At 75.4% G+C, this 15879-nt stretch carries 17 protein-coding genes; 5 read left to right on the forward strand and 12 right to left on the reverse strand.

Annotated features, from left to right (window positions below):
- The first annotated feature begins 69 nt into the window (after window positions 1-69).
- Window positions 70-519: a DUF6299 family protein gene (locus tag IE245_RS30165; RefSeq protein ID WP_189953313.1), complete on the forward strand. Its 450-nt coding sequence runs from the start codon at window positions 70-72 to the stop codon at window positions 517-519.
- On the opposite strand, the gene IE245_RS30170 is transcribed toward IE245_RS30165, so the two are convergent.
- A complete protein-coding gene (locus IE245_RS30170) occupies window positions 512-997 on the reverse strand; it encodes a ribonuclease FAU-1 family protein (protein WP_189953315.1) in 486 nt (161 codons plus the stop codon). The two genes, IE245_RS30165 and IE245_RS30170, sit on opposite strands and share 8 nt — an antisense overlap.
- On the reverse strand, window positions 978-1898 hold the full coding sequence (locus tag IE245_RS30175; RefSeq protein WP_189953317.1) for a GNAT family N-acetyltransferase: 921 nt from the start codon (window positions 1896-1898) through the stop codon (window positions 978-980). Before IE245_RS30175 ends, IE245_RS30170 begins: the two co-directional genes overlap by 20 nt.
- Before the next feature lie 73 nt (window positions 1899-1971).
- Here IE245_RS30175 and IE245_RS30180 point away from each other — a divergent pair, with 73 nt between their 5' ends.
- A complete protein-coding gene (locus tag IE245_RS30180; RefSeq protein WP_189953319.1) occupies window positions 1972-2349 on the forward strand; it encodes a GntR family transcriptional regulator in 378 nt (125 codons plus the stop codon).
- Between the two features lie 67 nt (window positions 2350-2416).
- Here IE245_RS30180 and IE245_RS30185 read toward each other — a convergent pair whose 3' ends face one another.
- From IE245_RS30185 to IE245_RS30200, 4 genes are all read right to left on the reverse strand, one after another.
- Window positions 2417-3532: a DUF5925 domain-containing protein gene (locus IE245_RS30185; RefSeq protein WP_189953321.1), complete on the reverse strand. Its 1116-nt coding sequence runs from the start codon at window positions 3530-3532 to the stop codon at window positions 2417-2419.
- A 204-nt stretch (window positions 3533-3736) separates the two neighbouring features.
- Complete coding sequence (locus tag IE245_RS30190) at window positions 3737-4501, reverse strand: polysaccharide deacetylase family protein (protein WP_189953371.1); 765 nt, start codon at window positions 4499-4501, stop codon at window positions 3737-3739.
- 470 nt (window positions 4502-4971) lie between these two features.
- Complete coding sequence (locus IE245_RS30195; protein WP_189953322.1) at window positions 4972-6012, reverse strand: glycosyltransferase family 2 protein; 1041 nt, start codon at window positions 6010-6012, stop codon at window positions 4972-4974.
- Window positions 6009-6845: a glycosyltransferase family 2 protein gene (locus IE245_RS30200; RefSeq protein WP_189953324.1), complete on the reverse strand. Its 837-nt coding sequence runs from the start codon at window positions 6843-6845 to the stop codon at window positions 6009-6011. The genes IE245_RS30195 and IE245_RS30200 overlap by 4 nt, the downstream gene beginning before the upstream one ends.
- A 638-nt stretch (window positions 6846-7483) precedes the next feature.
- Here IE245_RS30200 and IE245_RS30205 point away from each other — a divergent pair.
- Entirely contained in the window at window positions 7484-8290 is an 807-nt protein-coding gene (locus IE245_RS30205) for an SGNH/GDSL hydrolase family protein (RefSeq protein WP_189953326.1), read from the forward strand.
- Here IE245_RS30205 and IE245_RS30210 read toward each other — a convergent pair.
- Entirely contained in the window at window positions 8274-9290 is a 1017-nt protein-coding gene (locus tag IE245_RS30210; protein WP_189953328.1) for a protein kinase domain-containing protein, read from the reverse strand. The two genes, IE245_RS30205 and IE245_RS30210, sit on opposite strands and share 17 nt — an antisense overlap.
- Before the next feature lie 297 nt (window positions 9291-9587).
- On the opposite strand from IE245_RS30210, the gene IE245_RS30215 reads away from it, so the two are divergent.
- Window positions 9588-9860: a hypothetical protein gene (locus IE245_RS30215; protein WP_189953330.1), complete on the forward strand. Its 273-nt coding sequence runs from the start codon at window positions 9588-9590 to the stop codon at window positions 9858-9860.
- A gap of 153 nt (window positions 9861-10013) precedes the next feature.
- Here the strand turns inward: IE245_RS30215 and IE245_RS30220 are convergent, their stop codons facing one another.
- From IE245_RS30220 to IE245_RS30230, 3 genes are all read right to left on the reverse strand, one after another.
- Window positions 10014-11210, reverse strand: coding sequence for a CaiB/BaiF CoA transferase family protein (locus tag IE245_RS30220; RefSeq protein ID WP_189953332.1), 1197 nt, complete (start codon window positions 11208-11210; stop codon window positions 10014-10016).
- Between the two features lie 71 nt (window positions 11211-11281).
- Complete coding sequence (locus tag IE245_RS30225; RefSeq protein ID WP_189953334.1) at window positions 11282-12058, reverse strand: ABC transporter permease; 777 nt, start codon at window positions 12056-12058, stop codon at window positions 11282-11284.
- Window positions 12055-12993, reverse strand: a complete 939-nt coding sequence (locus IE245_RS30230) for an ATP-binding cassette domain-containing protein (protein WP_189953335.1) — start codon at window positions 12991-12993, stop codon at window positions 12055-12057. The genes IE245_RS30225 and IE245_RS30230 overlap by 4 nt, the downstream gene beginning before the upstream one ends.
- A 60-nt stretch (window positions 12994-13053) precedes the next feature.
- Between IE245_RS30230 and IE245_RS30235 the strand changes: the two genes are divergently transcribed.
- Window positions 13054-13797 (forward strand): TetR/AcrR family transcriptional regulator, encoded by a 744-nt coding sequence (locus IE245_RS30235; protein ID WP_189953336.1) that lies wholly within the window; start codon window positions 13054-13056, stop codon window positions 13795-13797.
- Here IE245_RS30235 and IE245_RS30240 read toward each other — a convergent pair.
- Both IE245_RS30240 and IE245_RS30245 read right to left on the reverse strand, forming a co-directional pair.
- Window positions 13784-15016, reverse strand: coding sequence for a type ISP restriction/modification enzyme (locus IE245_RS30240; protein WP_189953337.1), 1233 nt, complete (start codon window positions 15014-15016; stop codon window positions 13784-13786). The genes IE245_RS30235 and IE245_RS30240 overlap by 14 nt on opposite strands.
- 50 nt (window positions 15017-15066) lie before the next feature.
- Window positions 15067-15816, reverse strand: coding sequence for a GntR family transcriptional regulator (locus IE245_RS30245; protein WP_189953339.1), 750 nt, complete (start codon window positions 15814-15816; stop codon window positions 15067-15069).
- Between the last annotated feature and the right edge of the window lie 63 nt (window positions 15817-15879).

The raw sequence follows: 15879 nt of genomic DNA on the forward strand, positions 1-15879 counted from the left end.
CAACGAGCGGCCGGATCCGGTATCCCTGGCGGGCGAAAGTCTCCCCCCCACCCCGAAGGGACACCCCCCATGCGCGTCCGACTCGCCCTCGCCGCCACCGCGCTGCTCGCCGCGGCCGCCGCCCCCCTCGCCCACGCGGGAGGGGCGGACGGCCCCGCCGTCGACCCGGCCGCCCGGCTCGCCGACTTCCTCACCGTCGACCCGGCCGGCCTCCTCGGCGCCGACGGCACCGTCACGCTCTCCGGCACCTACCGCTGCCTCGACGACAGCGCGGGACCGGTCCTCATCGGCTCCACCCTCCGCCAGCAGGACCGTTCCGCCGCGATCGGCGGCAGCCGGGCCGTCTGCGACGGGCTGCTGCGCACCTGGACCCACACCGCGGTGGTGAAGGACCCCGCCTACCAGCCGGGCGAGGCCCGCGTCGAGGGCTCCCTCGTGCAGCTCATCCCCACGGGCGAACTCGGCCTGCCCACCCCCGCGTTCCTCGCCCGGCAGGAGTCCAGGGTGACGCTCAACTAGCCCCGAGCAGCTCCACCAGCCCCCGTCGGCCCAGCCGTTCCAGCTCGTCGAGGGCGGCCACGGCCCGCTCGGCCGCCTCCGGATCGGAGACGGCGAGCCCGCTCGCCGCGAACTCGTCCTCGTCGAGCCGGAGCACCTCGCTGCCGTCCGCCGACACCCACAGGTCCAGATCCAGGTCCTCGACCGTCACCCCGGCCGCCCCGAACCCGGCCGGCCGGGTGATGTCGCAGTACCAGCCCTTGAGCCCGCCCTCCGCCGACCACACCTCCTTGACCGTGTACCAGCGGTCGGTCCAGTAGTGCTCGACGAACACGTCACCCGGCTCGAAGCGCACGAAGCCGAAGTCCCGCACCCCCGGCGCCGCCCACGGGGCCCGCACCGACAGCCGGTTCGCCGACTCCTCCACCACCTCGGCCGGGTAGCGGATCTTCAGCCGCCCCGCCTTCCACAGCGCCACCTCAACCGAGCGCCCTGACATAGCGCACCTCCGTCGCCCCGATCTCGTACCCGAACCACTCGTTGATCGCCAGCATCGGCGCGTTCCCCGCGTCGTTCCCGGTGAACGCCTCCGTGCAGCCGGCCGCCCGCGCCCGGTGCAGCGACGCGTTCTTGGCGAGCTTGGCGAGCCCGCGGCCGCGGTGGGCCGGCGCCGTGCCGGTCATCCCCGTCGCGTACCGGCCGAGGCCGTCGGTCCGCGCCGCGCTGAACGCCGCCGGCACCCCGTCCACCACCGCCACCACCGTCAGCTCCCGGTCGAACAGCGGATGGTTCCAGGTCGTCTCCAGCCAGTGCGCGTAGTCGTCCAGTTCCGCCCCCACGTCCCCCGGCTCGTCGGCGGTCGTCACCGCGTCCAGCTCGAAGAGCGGCCGCGGGTCGGCCGCGAACTCCTCGGCCGTCAGCAGCCCGACCCCGGCCGGCGGGTCCTGGAGCGGCGGCAGCCCCGCCGTCAGGTCGAGCCGCAGGAAGTGCGCGGTCCGGCTCGCCGTGTACCCCCGCCGCTCGGCGTAGGCGCGGTTCGAGGGCCGGTCCATCGCCCAGCTGTACAGCACCGTCGCGCCCCGCTCGGCCAGGTACTCCTCGGCCGTCCGCACGAGGAGCGTCCCCGCGCCGAGCCCCTGCCGGTCCGGGTGCACGTACACGTTGAGGTAGCCGACCCCGGGGCGCGGGGCGTCGTGGGCGATGCCCACCTGGGCGGTCCCGATCACCTCCCCGTCCTCCGTCACGGCGACGAGCGGTCGGGAGCGGGCCTCCGGGTGGGCGTGCGCCCAGTCGAACGCCACCTGCTCGGCGGTGGCCAGCATGAAGGGGACGGCCGCGCGCCGGACGCGGGCGAAACCCTCGGCGTCCTCGGGCCGTACGTCACGGACGATCACAGTCATGGGGCCGCAGGCTACGGGCGGGGCCACGCCGCCGCCTCCCATTTTCCGGTGGGGTGGGGGCAGAATCGGGCGGGTGACACTGACAATCGCCGTGGACCACCAGTCCACCACCGCCCCCTACGAACAGCTGCGCGCCCAGATCTCGGAGCGCGCCCGGTCGGGCCGACTGCCCGTCGGCTACAAGCTGCCGACGGTCCGGGGACTCGCGGAGCAGCTGGGGCTCGCCGCGAACACGGTCGCCAAGGCGTACAAGGCGCTGGAGTCCGACGGGGTCATCGAGACCCGGGGCCGGCACGGCACCTTCGTCGCGGCGGCCGGTGACGCCGCCAGCCGCAGGGCCGCCTCGGCCGCCGCCCAGTACGCCGAGGAGGCCTACCGCCTGGGGCTCACCCGGGACGAGGCCGAGGCCGCGGTGCGGGACGCGCTGCGGGCCGCGTACGACTCCGAGTGACGCACCGCGCGTCCCGTTCCGAGCGACGGCCGGGCCCGCCGGGGGACTCCCCGCGGGCCCGGCCCCCTCACAGATAGAGCCCGGGGGCGGGGGAGCGCTGCTCGGGCAGCTCGGCGGGCGAGGTCCCGCGCCGCAGCGCGAAGAGCTCCGCCAGGGTGGCGCCCTCGGCCGGCACCCCCTCGTCCCGCCCCAGCCACGCCGCGGACTCGGCCCGGGTGAGCGGTCCGACCTCGATCCGGGCCAGGCAGCGGCCGGGGCGCACGATCGCCGGGTGCAGCCGCTCCAGGTCCTCGTTGGTGGTCAGCCCCACGAGGACCTTGCGGCCCTGGCCGAGCAGACCGTCCGTCAGGTTGAGCAGCCGGGACAGTGCCTGGCCGGTGGCCTCCTTCGCGCCGCCGCGGATCAGCTCGTCGCAGTCCTCCAGGAGCAGCAGCCGCCACCGCTCCTTCTCCGTGCCGTCGCCCTCCTCGCCGATCGCGATGTCCATCAGGTAGCCGATGTCGTTGAAGAGCCGCTCGGGGTCGAGCACGCAGTCGACCTGGCACCAGTCCTGCCAGGACCGGGCGAGGGTGCGCAGCGCGGAGGTCTTGCCGGTGCCGGGCGGGCCGTGCAGCAGCAGGAGCCGGCCGCTGACGTCGTCCGGGGTCAGCTTCATCAGCCGGTCCATCGCCTCGGCCACCGGCGCCGTGTAGTGGGGGCGGGCGTCGTCCCAGGTGTCGGCGCTGATCCGGCGGGTCATCCGGCGCGGGCCGCGCTGCGGCGCCAGGTACCAGAAGCCCATGGTGACGTCCTCGGGCTCGGGCTCCGGCTCGTCCTTGGCGCCCTCGGTGGCCTCGGCGAGGATCCGCGCCGCCAGCTCGGGGCCGGTCGCCGTCACGGTGACGTCGGCGCGGTGCTTCCAGCGGGAGGACAGGATCGTCCACCCCTCGCCCTCGGCCAGCACCGAGCTGCGGTCCTCGTCCTTGAAGCCCCACAGCACCCGGGCGCCGGGCGGCAGCAGGCTCGCGTCGGGCTTCGCCCGGTCCAGGGTGAGGCCGTGGGAGTGCGGCTGCGCCCCGGTGGCGAACCGGTCGAGGAAGAGCGCGTCCATGACGTCGCCCGGCGAGTCGCTGTCGTCGAGGTTGACCACGACCGGCAGCGACGCCTGGTGCGGCCCGGACGGAACGGCGGGGGTGTCTGGCATGCCGCCATGATCCGCCACCGGCCCCGGACGGCGCACCGGGTTTTGCCGGGGCCGGCTGCGGCGCCCGGGGCCGGCTGCGGCGTGCGGGGCCGGCTGCGGCGTGCGGGGCCGGCTGCGGCGTGCGGCGCCGTGACCGCGGGCGCGGCCCGGATCCGGTGCGTGCGGCACCGGTCCCGCGCCCGCCGCCCGGATCCGGTCCCGGGATCAGATCCAGTGCCCGCGCAGTGCGCCGCGGGCCCTGCGGGCGAGGGCGTACCCCTTCGTCAGGGCCCGGTCGGCGGCGAAGTTCCGTCCCACGGCCCGCCCTTCGACGAGGCGGGTGAACTCCTCGACGGTGGTGGAGCGGCGCACGGTCACCCGTTCCAGGGCGTACGGCCCCTGGTGGCGGCGCGCGAGCGCGTTCCCGACCGCGAGGGCCTGGGCGAAGCCGGCCTCGCGGACGGCGGCCCGCACCCGGCGGCTGGAGTAGCCGTACGGATAGGCGAAGGAGTCCGGCGCGGTGCCGAGCTCCTCGCCGATCAGTTCCCGGCAGCGCAGCGCCTCGAACCGCAGCCGCCGCGCGTCGAGCTGGTCCAGTTGCGGGTGGCTGTGGCTGTGTCCGCCGATCTCCGTTCCGGCGGCGGCCAGTTCGCGCACCTGGGTCCAGGAGAGCATGGTGTCGAGGGCGCCGCCGGTCGCGTGCCGGCCGGGCAGCCAGCCGCTGGTGACGAAGACGGTGCTCGGGAAGGAGTACCGCGCGAGCACCGGCAGGGCGTACCGGTGCACGCCCTCGTACCCGTCGTCGAAGGTGACGAGCACCGGCCGGGGCGGCAGCACCCCGCCGCTCCGCCAGGCGGCGGCGAGCGCGGCCGTGGTGACGGGCGTGAACCCCCGCCCGGCCACCACGTCCATCTGCGCGGCGAAGGCCTCGGGCGTCACCGAGAGCCCCAGCGTCGCGGGCGCCGGATCGGGCGCGACGGCGTGGTACATCAGGATGGGGACGGGCTCGGGCACCGCCCCGGGCTCGGCGGGGACCCGGCCCGCCGCCCCCCGCGCGGACCGGACACGCCCCCCGGCCGCCGCACCACCCACGGGCCTCACCCCGGCGGGAGCCGCCGCCCCGGGTACGGGCTCGGCCCCGGTGGGAGTCGTCGCCTCCGGTACGGATTTCGCCTCGGCGGGAGTCGTCCCGGGTGCGGGCTCTGCCTCGGCGCGAGCCGTCGTCCCGGGTGCGGGCTCGGCCCCGGTGGGAGTCGTCGCCTCCGGTACGGATTTCGCCTCGGCGGGAGCTGCCGCCCCGGGTACGGGCTCCGCCCCGGCGCGAGTCGTCGCCTCCGGTATGGGCTCCGCCCCCGCGGGGGCCTCGCCCTGGCCCGCGTCCACGTGGCTCGCCGTGCCGTCCGGGCCCGGGAACGCCTGGCTCTGTGGGCGCTCCCCGCCCGGGTCCGCGGAGGTGGCGTTCACGCGGCGGCCTCCTTCGGTTCCGGGGCCCCGGTCCGCCGGGGTTCCGGGGTGATCGGGCCCCAGGCGAAGGTGGGGGAGCCGCCGCGCCGGGCGCGGAGGGTGCCGAGGGCGTAGCCGCCGGCGGCGAGCGCCACGCCGGTGACGATGGCGCCGGCCCGGCCCGCGCCGCCGGCCCGGCCGAGCAGGGCGTCGCGCATCCCGCGCAGCACTCCGGCGGGCAGCACGCGGCTGGTGTAGCGCCGCTCGGACTCCAGGCCCTTGCCGGCGCCGACGCTCTGGGCGACGAGGGCCTTCGAGAGGCCCTCCGCGTAGACGCGGGTGCGGAAGTAGGCGAAGCGCTCGCGGGCGGCCGGCACCTTGTGGTGGATGACCGCGCGGTCGTCGATGAGCAGGACCGCGCCCGGCACCGCGCCGGCCAGCCGGATGCAGAGCTCGGTCTCCTCGCAGCCGAGCGGGCGCCGGTCGCCGTCCCGGCCGATGCCGGTGGCGAAGCCGCCCGCCGCGTCGAAGGCGGCGCGCCGGAAGGAGGCGTTGCCGCCGAGGACGTTGCGGACCCGGACCCGGCCCGGGGGCAGCCCCCGGTACGTACAGCCGACGACCCAGTCGAACTCCTCGGGGAACCAGACGGGCCGGCGGCCGGAGGCCCAGACGGGCAGCGTGCGCCCGCCGACGGCGACGACCTCCGGGTCCTCGTAGCCGGCCGCGAAGTGGTGGAGCCAGTCGCGCTCCGCCACCGCGTCGTCGTCGAGGAAGGCGACGAACTCGCCGCGCGCGGCGGCGATCCCGGTGTTGCGGCCGGAGGAGAGGCCGCGGGGGCCCGCGTTGGCGAGCACCCGCACCTCCTCGCGGTCGTCCGCGTACTCCTCGGCGAGCCGCTGGAGCAGCCGCTCGTTGTGGTCGACGACGAGCAGCGTCTCCAGCGGCGGCAGCGACTGTTTCCGGACGGAGTCGACGGCGGCGAGGATGTCCCCCCACCGCTCCTCGGTGTAGGCGCAGATCACCACCGAGAAGCGGGGCGGGGCCGTGCGGTCGCTCAAGAGACCTCTCCCCGGGGGACGTTGACCGAGAACGCGGCGGGGCGGCGGAGTGCCCGGGCGGCCCTCGGGACGCGCTTCTCCTTGAGGATCACCTTGAGGACGCGGAGGCCGTCGCGCACCGCGTTGAGGTTGCTGACGCCGTGGATCCGCAGGTACTCGTGGCTCGGGACCTCCTGCACCTTCAGGCCGGCCTTGACGACCCGGATGTTGATGAGGGTCTCGATCTCGAAGCCGGTGCAGTCGAGGGTGATCTTGTCGAGGCAGTGCTTCCAGAAGGCGTTGTATCCGTAGCACAGGTCGGTGTAGCGGGCGCCGAACTTGCGGTTGACGAGGGTGCAGAGCGCCCAGTTGCCGAGCCGGCGGATGCCGGTCATGTCGTCGGTGCCGCCGCCGTTGGCGAAGCGCGAGCCCTTGGCGAAGTCGGCGCCGCCGACGAGGGCGGAGACGTAGGAGACGATCTCCTGTCCGTCGGCCGAGCCGTCGGCGTCGACCATGACGATGATGTCGCCGGTGCAGGCGGCGAAGCCGCTGATCAGGGCGTCGCCCTTGCCCTTTCCGACCTGCTTGACGACTTTGACGCCGGGCCAGTGCTTTTTGGCGACCTCGACGGTGTCGTCCGTCGAATTTCCGTCGACGAGGACGACTTCGTGAATCCAATCCGGCAGTGTCTGGAACACGTACGGAAGATTTTCCGCCTCATTCATCGCGGGAATGACGACGCTCACCGGCGGAGTGATCGCCAGATGGGACGTGATGGCCCGGTACTGGGCCGCTATTCGACTCGGCTCGGTGAATTCTCGGCCCGTGGCGGCCGGGCGCAGGAACGAGCTCATTGGGTCGGTCTCCCTCTCGTCCGGTGAGCCGCCCAACCCCTGGGCGGCCCGGTCGTGTGTCCGGTTCGAAAGGGGGGTTCTCGCCATCCCCGCACGGAAGCGATCTCCTTGCGAGACGCGCGAGTTGGCATGACTGGCCGCGCGGTACCCGCGACTCGGCGCATACGCGCGCACCGAGCACGGCACCCCCCTACCGCGCCCCGCTCCGGGACCCCTCGACCGGTCGGCGTCTCCCCAAGAGCCGCTGTGTCGATGAACCGATGCGGGTGAGATGTACGACGGTATTGATGAATGGGACTGTATGGCAAGTCCCGCTGGCACGGCCCGGTTTCTGGCACTTTGGCGAGCAAACAGCGCTCGTAAGCGCTCTCTTGTCGATCGGATTCGATCAATCCGTTTTCGGGGTGGGAGGGGTGGGGCTCCCTCGTCTTCCTGTGCGGGCGCGGGCGTCCGGGTCGCGATCCCGTTCGATCGTCGAAGCGGAAGCGGACCCTACGGTTCCTCAGGTGGCCGGAAATCGACGGTTCCTGAGGAATGTTCACTCACTCTCCAGGGTCAGTTTTGACATGAACACTTCCGGAACGGCGGATCCGATGCTACTTCCTGGTAGCGCAGAGATCCTGCTACAGGGAGGTTCCATGAAACTGTCGCGATTCGCGGCCTTCGCGTCCTCGCTCCTGCTCGGTTCCGTCCTCGCCCTGACCGGGGCGGGAGCCGCGCACGCCGCCGAGTCCGCAGCCGTCGACTATGTGGCCCTCGGTGACTCGTACTCCTCCGGCGTCGGCGCCGGCAGCTACGACAGCGCCAGCGGCGACTGCAAGCGCTCCACCAAGGCCTACCCGCGCCTCTGGGCCAACGCCAACGCCCCCTCGTCCTTCGCCTTCACCGCCTGTTCCGGCGCCGTCACCACCGACGTCACCACCAAGCAGCTCGGCCCGCTCTCCTCCGCCACCGACCTCGTCTCGATCACCGTCGGCGGCAACGACGCCGGGTTCGCCGATGTCATGACGACCTGTGTGCTCCAGTCGGAGTCCACCTGCGTCAACCGGGTGAACCAGGCGAAGGGGTACGTCGACTCGACGCTGCCCGCCCGCCTCGACGCCGTGTACAACGCCATTCGCGCCAAGGCCCCGGCCGCCCGGGTCGTCGTCCTCGGCTACCCGCGCTTCTACCAGCTGAGCGGCAGCTGCGTCGCCGGCCTCAGCGAGACCGAGCGCGCGGCCATCAACGGCGCCGCCGACCACCTCAACGCGGCCGTCGCCAAGCGCGCCGCCGACCACGGCTTCGCCTTCGCCAGCGTCGTCCCGGCCTTCACCGGCCACGAGATCTGCTCCGGCTCGGCCTGGCTGCACAGCGTCAACTGGCTCAACATCGGCGAGTCCTACCACCCGACGGCCGCCGGCCAGTCGGGCGGCTACCTGCCGAGCTTCAGGAGCGCGGCGTAGCGGCGGGTCCCCCCACCTCCGCACCCGTACCCGCGGCGCCGGGAACGGCCGGAGCGGTGCTCGACGCCCCGCCCCCGCCCGGACCGGCGCCCGGATCCCCGCCCCTGACGGCCTGCCAGACCAGCACCGCCAGAATCACCAGGAGTCCCACGACGCCGGCGACGACGACGGCGCCCCGCCGGGGACCCCGCCGCCCCTCCGCGGCCGCGCGCCCCTCCGTGCGCGCCCCGCGCACCCCGCCCGGCCCCTCGTGCTCCCGGTCCTCCGACCGCCCCGGACCGCGCCCCGACGCGCGCCCCTCGGCCACCGCCCCGCCCCGCGCCCGCTCCCCGGTCCCGGCGACCCGCTCCAGTTCCCGTACGGCCCCGGCCCGCACGCCCGCGTCCCGGTCGGCGAGGCCCGCCACCACCGGCGCCAGCGGCCCCGAACGGGGGTCGGCGACCATCCCGCCCAGCAGCGCGGCCAGCGACCCCGCGTCCTCCTCCGGGCCCGGCGGCGGCGCGTCCGGCCCGTCGCCCGGCGCCGAGGCCCCGGTCGCCACGCCCGTCACCACCACCCGCCCGTCGTTGGCGAGCAGCACCCGGTCCGGCCCGAGTTCGCGGTACGGGACGCCCGCGGCCCGCGCGGCGCGCAGCGCCGCGAGCACCCCGAGCGCCACCCGCGCCGCCTCCCGGTCCGGCAGCGGCCCGTCCGCCTCCCGAGTCTCCGCCAGCGTCAGCCCGCGGACCAGCTCCATCACGATCCACGGCCGGCCGCGCTCGACGACCACGTCGTACACCTCGGCCACGCCCGGGTCCGAGATCGCCTCCGCCGCCCGCGCCTCGCGCTCCACCCGCGCGTACAGCGCGGGCTCCGCGCCCGGGGGCGTCCCCGGCGGGGCGTGCACCTCCTTGACGGCCACGTCGCGGCCGAGCGCCTCGTCCCGGGCGCGCCAGACGATGCCCGCCGCGCCCTCCGCGAGGGCGTCGAGCAGTCGGTAACGGCCCGCGATCAGCGTCATGGACCCACGGTAGCCGCGCCCCTGCCGGGTGGCGACCCACCCGGACGGACCTCGGTGGCGCAGATCACACCGGTCTGCGGGGCCGCAGGTGGACGGGGAGGGGGCGGGATGGTTCATGACGGTTCGGCAGGTGTTCGAACGCTGTCCAACTCGCCCTGGAATCAGATGGATTCGAAGAGTGAGCGTCAACCCCCGTACGAGTGTGTCGAATCCCGTCGGCGGGATACACGCGTGTCACCGTGGGGCGATAGGGTTAACCTGCCCGGGCCGGGTGCCCTCGTACGGGTGGGGAGTGACATGGAACAGATAACGATGCGCAGCAGGCCGCGCGTGCCTGCCATCACCTGCGGGAGCAGCGCGACGAGTTCGCGCCTCGACCGCCATCTCGCGGTGCTCGGCGGTCCCGCCGTGCCCCAGCGCGAGGTGGCCGAGGCGACGCTGCTCATGCGGGAACTGACGACGCGCCGGCACGAGACGCCGGCCCAGGGCCCGCACGGCGGCCGCGCGCGCGTCTCGCTCTTCGCCCCGCTCCGCCGCCTCCGTCGCACCCTCTTCGGCGCCCGCCACTAGGACACCGCGCGACCAGGCGGTGGAGCCGCGTCCCCGACGCGCCCCGCCCCGTCCGGTCCGCCACCCGTACCCACCCGCACGCCGAGAGCGCCGGACGCGTCCCCGCCCGTCCGGCGCTTCGTCGTACCCCCGGTCCGCCGGCCGCGGGCCCCGTCAGGCGATCACGCCGGACGTCCGCAGCCGCGCCAGCTCCGCCGCCGGCACGCCCAGGGCGGCCAGGACCGCGTCCGTGTGCTCGCCGAGGGCCGGGACCCGGCCCATCGGCGCCTCGGGGGCGTCGGGGAAGACGACCGGCGGCAGCAGGGACGGCAGGGGGCCCGCCGGGGAGTCCACCGGGCGCCAGCGGTCCCGCGCGGCCAGCTGGGGGTGGCGCACCAGCTCCGCCACCGAGTTGAGCCGCGCGCAGGCGATCCCGGCCGCGTCCAGGCGTCGTACCGCCTCCTCCGCCGACAGCGTGCCGAGCGCCGCCGCGACGGCCGCGTCGGTCGCCGCCCGGCCCGCCACCCGCGCCGCGTTGGTCGCGAACGCCGGGTCGTCGGCGAGTTCCGGCCGGCCGAGGACCCGCTCGGCGAGCCGCCGCCACTCCCGGTCGTTCTGCACCGAGAGCAGCACCTGGGAGCCGTCCGCCGTCGGATAGGCGTCGTAGGGGGCGATCACCGCATGCGCGAGCCCCGTGCGCGCCGGGGCCGTGCCTCCGTGCGCCCCGTGGTGCAGGGGGTGGCCCATCCACTCCGCGAGCGCGTCGAACAGCGAGACCTCCACGGGCCCGCCCCGGCCCGTCGTCCCGCGCCGCACGAGGGCGGCGAGCACCCCCGCGTACGCGTACATCCCGGCCGCGATGTCGGCGGCCGGGACGCCGGACTTGACGGGCTGCTCCGGGGTGCCGGTGACCGAGACGAGGCCGGTCTCGCACTGCACGAGCATGTCGTACGCCCTCCGGTGCGCGTACGGGCCGTCGGGGCCGTACCCGGAGACGTCCACGGCGACCAGCCGGGGGTGCGCGGCGCAGAGCGTGGCCGCGTCGAGTCCGAGCCGGGCCGCCGCCCCGTGCGCGAGGTTCTGCACGAAGACGTCCGCGTCCGCCACGAGCCGCCCCACCAGCTCCCGGCCGCGCGGGTCCTTCAGGTCGACGGCGACGGACTCCTTGCCGCGGTTGCACCAGACGAAGTGCGAGGCCAGCCCGCGGGCGGCGGTGTCGTAGCCGCGGGCGAAGTCCCCGCCGTCGGGGCGCTCGACCTTGACGACCCGGGCGCCGAGGTCGGCCAGCTGCCGGGTGGCGAAGGGCGCGGCGACGGCCTGTTCGACGGAGACGACGGTGATCCCGTCCAGGGGGAGTGGCTGAGTGCTCATGCCCGTCTGCCTACCGCGCCCGGGCGGCCGCTGTCACCGGGATCCGGGTCACGCCGCCCGGCCGGCCCGGTTCAGCGGCGCCCGTACCGGCGGACGGCGAGCGGGGCGAGGACCGCGATCAGGCCGAGCGACCAGAGCAGCGAGCCCGCCACCGGGTGGGCGACCGGCCAGGCGGCGCCGTCCGGGACGGGGGCGTTGCCGCAGAGCGCGCGCACGGCGGTGGTGACGGCGGAGACCGGGTTCCACTCGGCGACCGTCCGCAGCCACCCCGGCATGCCCTCGGTGGGGATGTACGCGTTCGAGAGCAGCGGCAGCATGAAGGTGGCGCTGCCGAGCTGGCCGGCCGCCTCCTCGCTCTCGGAGGCGAGGCCGAGCAGGATGCCCGCCCAGGTCGCGGCCGAGCGGAAGAGCAGCAGCAGGCCGAAGGCGCCGAGGGCTCCGAGGGCGCCGCCCTCGATCCGCCAGCCCATCGCGAGCCCCACCAGGACCAGCGGCACCATGCCGACGGCGCTGACCAGGAGGTCGGCGGCGGCCTGCCCGAGCGGCACGGCGGCCCGGCCCACCGGGAGGGTGCGGAAGCGGTCGGTGACGCCCCGGTGGGTGTCCTGGGCGGCCTGGAACATGCCGGTCATCAGTCCGCCGGCGGCGGTCGCGACGAGCAGTCCGGGGACGAGGAAGGAGCGGTACTCGGCGCCCGGCATGGCGAGCGCCCCGCCGAGGACGTAGCCGAAGAAGAGCAGGAAGACGATCGGCATCGTCATCGTCATGACCGTGAGGGCGGGGGCGTGCCGGACGCGCCGCAGGTTGCGGCCGGCCAGGGCGGCCCCTTCGAGGGCGAGGGCGTTCACGCGGCGGTCTCCTTCCGTCCGGTGAGGCGCAGGAACACCTCGTCGAGGGTGGGCGGACGCAGCGAGGCGTCGACGATGTGGATCCCGGCGGCGTCGATCTCGCGGACCAGCCGGGGCAGGGTGAGGGCGGGGTCGGTGGTGACGGCGCCGACGGTGCGGCGTTCGGCGTCCAGGACCGGGGCCGAGCCGGTCAGCCGGTCGAGGACGGCGGCGGCGGGTTCCAGCGGCCCGGTCCCGGCGAGGACCACCTCGGCGCGGTGGCCGACGAGCGCCTTGAGCGCGGCGGGGGTGCCGCGGTGGGCGGCCCGGCCGTCCTCGACGAGGACGATGTCGTCCGCGAGCCGGTCCGCCTCCTCCAGGTACTGGGTGGTGAGCACCACGGTCGTGCCCTGGCCGGAGAGTCCCCGGACGGCGTCCCAGACGGCCTCCCGGCTGCGCGGGTCGAGGCCGGTGGTCGGCTCGTCGAGGAAGAGGACCGAGGGGCGGCCCAGGAGGCTCGCCGCGAGGTCGAGGCGCCGCCGCATCCCGCCGGAGTAGGTGCGGGCGAGCCGGTCCGCGGCGCCGGTGAGGCCGAACTCCTCCAGGAGCTCGTCGGCCCGGGCGCGCGGGAGCCGCAGCAGCCGGGCGAAGAGGCGCAGGTTCTCGGCGCCGGTGAGGTCGCCGTCGACGGAGGCGTACTGGCCGGTGACGGCGATCCGGCGGCGTACGGCGGCGGGGTCGCGGACCAGGTCGTGGCCGGCGATCCGGGCGCTGCCGGCGTCGGGCGCGAGGAGCGTGGTGAGGATCCGGACGGCGGTGGTCTTGCCGGCGCCGTTGGGGCCGAGGAGGCCGCAGACCGTGCCCTCGGGGACGGCGAGGTCGAGCCCGCGCAGGGCGTGGACCTCGCCGTACCGCTTCTCCAGACCCTCACTAAGTACAGCGTACGTAGTCGTCATGGGGGCACCGTATCCCACTACGTACGCTGTACGTAACTACGATGGAGGCGAGGTGATGAGATGGCGGGCCGAGCGGCCGAACCCGAAGTGATCTGGGCGCGCCCCGAGCGCGCCGGCCGAGGCCCCAAGCCGGCCTTCAGCAGGCAGGACGTCGTCGACGCCGCCGTCCGCATCGCGGACGCCGACGGCATCGACGCGGTCTCCATGCGGCGGATCGCCGCCGAACTCGGCTGCGGCACCATGTCGCTGTACAACTACGTCCCCCGCAAGGAGGACCTGTACGAGCTGATGGTCGACGCGGTGAGCGCCGAGTACGCCTTCCCGGAGCGACCCAGCGGCGACTGGCGGGCCGACATGACCGACCTCGCCCACCAGACCCGCGCGATCATGTACCGGCACCCGTGGCTCTCCCGGGTCATGACCACCGCCTACGGCTTCAGCCCGAACGCCCTGCGCTACCTGGAGTGGTGCCTCGGCTGCCTCGTCCCGCTCGACGTGCCCGCCGGACTCAAGATGCAGCTCGTCGCGATGGTCAACGGCACCGTCATGGCCACCGTCCGCAACGAGCAGGCCCTCGCCGAACGCGCCCGCGGACTGCCGTGGACCGAGGAGGAGGAACAGGCCGTGCGCGGCGCCTACCTCATGGGCCAGGTGGCCAGCGGACGCTACCCGCACCTCGCCGCGCTGCTCGCCGAGTCCGCCGCCCCCGCCGACCCGGACGAGATCTTCGCCCTGACCATCGCCCGGCTCCTCGACTCCTTCGCGACGGCGGAACCGGGCCGGGGAAGCGTCACACCAGCGTGAACTGGCCCCCCGGGCCCTCCTCCTGATGGTCGAGCACCGACGCCGGCCGGCGCGCCCGGTCCGGCACCGGCAGCACCCCGGCCGCCCGCAGCGCCGCCCGGCCCGGCCCGCCGCCGCCGGACGCCGCGAACGGCGCCCGCTCCGCCTCCCGCGCCCCGAGCAGCGCCAGCACGGTGATCAGGTCGAGGAGCTCGGAGGTCCACTCCTGCGGCCAGGCCGCAGGGCCGACCGCCTCCAGCGACCCCGCCTCGGCCGGTGCGGTCCGGCGGGCGAACCACTGCTCCAGGACCCGCGCCCCGCCCGCCCGGTACTCCCACGCCTCCTCGGGGACCGGCGAGATCCGGCCCTCGCCGACGCTCAGGACCTCGCCCCCGGAGTCGTACGCGAGCGCGTCCGGGCGCGGCGGGAGAGCCGCCCGCACGTACGGCCGGCGGCCGCCCGGCAGCCGGGGCCGCGCCCCGCTCAACGCGCCCCGCAGCTGGACGTCCAGCAGCTCCCGGCCGAGCGCCACGCCCGCCGCCCACGCCTCCGGACCCGCCGGCAGCGGCACCCGGCACCCGGCAGGGGAGGGGACGGCCGCCGCGACGACCCAGGCCAGCCACCCGACCGGCTCCACCGCCCCGTACCGCTCCCGCAGGAAGTCCGGCAGCCCGGGCGCCAGGTTCGGCTCCGCGCCGCCCGGCCGCCGGAACAGCGGCCGGATCCGGCCCGGGCGGCCCGCCGGGGAACGCCCCTCGGGCAGCGCGCCCGTCACCAGGAGGGCCGGCCCGGCCGCCCCCGGCACGTACCCCTGCTCCACCGCGAAGAGCTGCGGTTCGCCCGCCACCCGCCACAGCTCGGGCCGCGCGGTGTCGAGGAGCCGGTGGTCGGGGAGCAGCCACTGCTCGTCGAAGGGCCCGGACAGCACCCGCACCGGCTCGGGGCACGGCCCGGACTCGCGGGCGAACCGCCCGGTCCCGGTCCGCTGCCCCGGCAGCGCCGCCACCGCCGTCCCCGTCGTCCGCGCCCGGCTCGGCCGGAACAACGCCTCGCGCTCCCCGCCCTCCGCCGCCACCAGCCGGTCCCACCGGCCGCGCAGCGTCCGCGCGTCGGGCGCCACGACCCACGCCCGCCCGAACCGCGGCGGCGCCACCGACCACGGCATCAGCTCGTCGAGCAGGGGCGCGTCGTCGTCCGGTGGAAGGGCCTGCTGCCGGGAAGCCTCTGTCACGCCCCGCATGCTAACGAGCGCGGAACGGAGGCGTCAGTGCGCCTCGTACCCTCACGGCGTCAGTGCGCCTCGACCGTCACCGTGAAGGAGAAGCGGTCGCCGCGGTAGCGGATGCGGGCGACGTCGACGACCCGGCCGTCCTCGGCGTAGGTGACGCCGGTGTAGTGGAGGATCGGGGAGAGCAGCGGGACCCGCAGGAGTTCCGCCGTCTCCGGGTCGGCGAGGCGCGCCTCGACCGTGTCGGTGATGCGGCTGATCGGCACCCCGACGACGTCCCGGAGCACCTTCGTCATCGGCCACCGCTCCAGGTCCGCCGGGTCGATCGCGGTGGCGAACTCGGGCCGCACCGCGTTCTCCGCCCAGTTCGTCGGCTCGTCGCTCTCGCCGTCGGAGCGCAGCCTGCGGTACGTCACGACCTCGGCCACGTCCGGGAAGTACTCGGCGAGCTCGCCGGGCACCGGCTCCGGGCCGTGGCCGAGCACCGTGGTCCGCTCGCCGGACTGCTGGGCCACGATCGCGTCGATCGAGCCGAGCAGCCGGCGCGGGGTGGAGCGCCGGGCGCCCGGCTCGATGAAGGTGCCGCGCCGCCGGTGCCGGCTGATCAGCCCCTCCTCCTCCAGCTCCTTCAGGGCCTGGCGCATGGTCAGCACGCTGACGCCGTAGTGCGCGGCCAGCTGCTCCTCGGTGGGCAGCCGCAGCGAGGCGTCGGGCGTGCGCCCCAGTATGGAGGCGCGCAGGGACTGCGAGACCTGGTACCACAGCGGCAGCTTGCGGTTCAGGACCAGCGAGTCGGGAGCGAAGGCGGTCACGGCGTTCTCCGTACGACGGCGCGGTGGGACGGCTGAGCGGACTCTACGCGGCCGGAAAGCGGA

Origin of the sequence: Streptomyces roseolus (assembly GCF_014649855.1) — a bacterium.
Classification (GTDB): Bacteria; Actinomycetota; Actinomycetes; order Streptomycetales; family Streptomycetaceae; genus Streptomyces; species Streptomyces roseolus.

Excerpts from the sequence above, each read along its gene's own strand:
- IE245_RS30240 (WP_189953337.1), bottom strand. The coding sequence starts at position 15,016 with ATGCGGGGCGTGACAGAGGCTTCCCGGCAGCAGGCCCTTCCACCGGAC.
- IE245_RS30220 (WP_189953332.1), bottom strand. The coding sequence starts at position 11,210 with ATGAGCACTCAGCCACTCCCCCTGGACGGGATCACCGTCGTCTCCGTC.
- IE245_RS30170 (WP_189953315.1), bottom strand. The coding sequence starts at position 997 with ATGTCAGGGCGCTCGGTTGAGGTGGCGCTGTGGAAGGCGGGGCGGCTG.
- IE245_RS30165 (WP_189953313.1), top strand. The coding sequence starts at position 70 with ATGCGCGTCCGACTCGCCCTCGCCGCCACCGCGCTGCTCGCCGCGGCC.
- IE245_RS30215 (WP_189953330.1), top strand. The coding sequence starts at position 9,588 with ATGGAACAGATAACGATGCGCAGCAGGCCGCGCGTGCCTGCCATCACC.
- IE245_RS30200 (WP_189953324.1), bottom strand. The coding sequence starts at position 6,845 with ATGAGCTCGTTCCTGCGCCCGGCCGCCACGGGCCGAGAATTCACCGAG.
- IE245_RS30235 (WP_189953336.1), top strand. The coding sequence starts at position 13,054 with ATGGCGGGCCGAGCGGCCGAACCCGAAGTGATCTGGGCGCGCCCCGAG.
- IE245_RS30210 (WP_189953328.1), bottom strand. The coding sequence starts at position 9,290 with ATGACGCTGATCGCGGGCCGTTACCGACTGCTCGACGCCCTCGCGGAG.
- IE245_RS30205 (WP_189953326.1), top strand. The coding sequence starts at position 7,484 with ATGAAACTGTCGCGATTCGCGGCCTTCGCGTCCTCGCTCCTGCTCGGT.
- IE245_RS30175 (WP_189953317.1), bottom strand. The coding sequence starts at position 1,898 with ATGACTGTGATCGTCCGTGACGTACGGCCCGAGGACGCCGAGGGTTTC.
- IE245_RS30230 (WP_189953335.1), bottom strand. The coding sequence starts at position 12,993 with ATGACGACTACGTACGCTGTACTTAGTGAGGGTCTGGAGAAGCGGTAC.
- IE245_RS30190 (WP_189953371.1), bottom strand. The coding sequence starts at position 4,501 with ATGTACCACGCCGTCGCGCCCGATCCGGCGCCCGCGACGCTGGGGCTC.
- IE245_RS30185 (WP_189953321.1), bottom strand. The coding sequence starts at position 3,532 with ATGCCAGACACCCCCGCCGTTCCGTCCGGGCCGCACCAGGCGTCGCTG.